Below are 2,172 nucleotides of genomic sequence, written 5' to 3'. Positions count from 1 at the left end.
CCTGCCCCCTGCCCCCTGCCCCTCTGCCTCTATCTCTGGCGTTGCCTATGGTAGTTACGCCCGTGTATTGCTGTCACCCATTCTTGACCAGTTGCAACAAAAGGAGGTGATTAACACTGATAATCAAGGCAATATGCGCCTAGAGGAAGAACCGGAATTACTGTGGGAGGCTGTAAGGCTTGCCCATACTCTCGTTTCCCAGATTAAGTCTGGGCAGTAACGCTCCAACCATGTCTCTAAAAACGTCAAGTCACCAATAGAAAGCATGACGATTACAGAAGATCTCCAAAAGTTGTTAGATATTTTGCCTCAAGACCTCCAAGAAAAATTAGAGAATCATCCGAAAGGGGATATTTTAGTTGAGGTAGTCTTGGATTTAGGCCGTCGCCCTGAAGCTCGGTTTCCCCATGCAGCGGAGTATCTGAGCGAAACACCGGTCACTCAAGCACAGATAGATGATTGCATTCAACGAGTTGGAAATTTTGGGGGGGATAATCGGGCTGGAATTGAGAAAACTTTGCATCGGATCAGTGCTATCCGCAACCGTAGTGGTAAGATTATTGGCTTAACTTGTCGTGTCGGCAGGGCAGTATTCGGAACAATTGCCATGATCCGCGATTTGGTGGAAACTGGTCAATCAATTCTCATGCTGGGTCGTCCCGGTGTTGGTAAAACTACAGCTTTAAGAGAAATCGCCCGCGTGTTGGCGGATGACTTACATAAGCGAGTGGTGATTATTGACACATCTAACGAAATTGCTGGGGATGGTGATGTTGCTCACCCAGCTATTGGTCGTGCAAGACGGATGCAAGTTTCTAAGCCAGAGTTACAACATCAAGTCATGATTGAGGCTGTGGAAAACCATATGCCAGAAGTCATTGTCATTGATGAAATTGGTACAGAACTGGAAGCTTTAGCAGCCCGGACAATTGCCGAACGCGGGGTGCAATTGGTGGGAACTGCCCACGGTAATCAGATTGAAAACCTGATTAAAAATCCTACTCTGTCGGACTTGGTTGGGGGAATTCAGGCTGTGACGCTGGGAGATGATGAGGCGAGACGGCGTGGTTCGCAAAAGACGGTTTTGGAACGCAAAGCTCCGCCTACTTTTGAGATTGCTGTGGAAATGTTGGAACGGCAACGCTGGGTAGTTCATGAGTCTGTGGCTGATACGGTTGATACGTTGTTACGTGGTCGTCAACCTACTCCACAAACTAGAACTGTTGATGATCATGGCAAGGTTGGTATTGTTAGACAGTTGGCTGTAGTCAATGGTGGCAATGGTAATGGTCACGTTACTAATGTGGAAGAATCTTTCCTCTCTGCTAAACCTAATGGTTGGCGTTCTTCTGGACAAATGGTGGCTTTACCACCTTTATCTCTGGATAGAGAAAGACCAACGGGACGCAGTGAATTTGACCGGTTGTTGGATGAATCTTTCAATTACTCGGAAAGTTTTGATTTTGCCAGCCGTAAACAAGCAGGTCCCAATGGGGAAGATTTACCATTGCATATTTACCCCTATGGGGTGAGTCGTCACCAATTGGAACAGGTGATTAATGTGCTAACTTTGCCAGTGATATTGACCAAAGACTTAGATAGTGCAGATGCTATTTTGGCATTGCGATCGCACGTCAAAAATCACGCTAAGTTAAGACAAATGGCTAAGGCTCGTCATGTACCCATTCATGTGATCAAGTCCAGTACAATTCCCCAAATTACTCGCAGTCTCCGCCGCTTACTGAATATTGATGATCCGGATATTGGCGATGACCGAGAATTACAACTGTTATTACACAACGGTAGTGATGATGAAATGGACGCTTTGGAGGAAGCTAGACTTGCTGTAGAGCAGATTGTCATCCCTAAAGGTCAGCCTGTGGAGTTACTACCCCGTTCTTCCCAAGTGCGAAAAATGCAGCATGAGTTGGTAGAACATTATCGCCTCAAATCCGATAGTTTTGGCGACGAACCTAATCGGCGGTTAAGAATTTACCCGGCGTAGGTTGTTGATAAATTTCCCCTGAAAGGATTGTTTTTACATCTTTTCAGGGGATTTTTTTAGGGATAGCCTGCGTGGCGTTAGCCATACTTCTAGTAGTTCGTCAAATTTATTTTGACGGGTAATGAGCGGAAAAAACTTCTGTTCTCCCCTACCTCCCCTACCTCCCC

General features: G+C 46.1%; 2 protein-coding genes. Both read left to right on the top strand.

The features are described from left to right. Positions 1–220: LdpA C-terminal domain-containing domain (locus IQ228_RS25050; RefSeq protein ID WP_304511127.1), on the top strand; the 220-nt coding region annotated here is incomplete at its 5' end. A gap of 45 nt (positions 221–265) precedes the next feature. Continuing rightward, a complete protein-coding gene (locus IQ228_RS25045) occupies positions 266–2,005 on the top strand; it encodes a R3H domain-containing nucleic acid-binding protein (protein ID WP_027401132.1) in 1,740 nt (579 codons plus the stop codon). Positions 2,006–2,172 lie beyond the last annotated feature (167 nt).

This window comes from Dolichospermum sp. LEGE 00246 (assembly GCF_015207865.1).
In the GTDB taxonomy this organism is placed as follows: Bacteria; Cyanobacteriota; Cyanobacteriia; order Cyanobacteriales; family Nostocaceae; genus Dolichospermum; species Dolichospermum heterosporum.
This window is presented reverse-complemented; position numbering and strand designations above follow the sequence as displayed.

Bases quoted from the DNA above. Each gene is read 5' to 3' on its own strand.
- IQ228_RS25045 (WP_027401132.1), top strand. From the start codon at position 266: ATGACGATTACAGAAGATCTCCAAAAGTTGTTAGATATTTTGCCTCAA.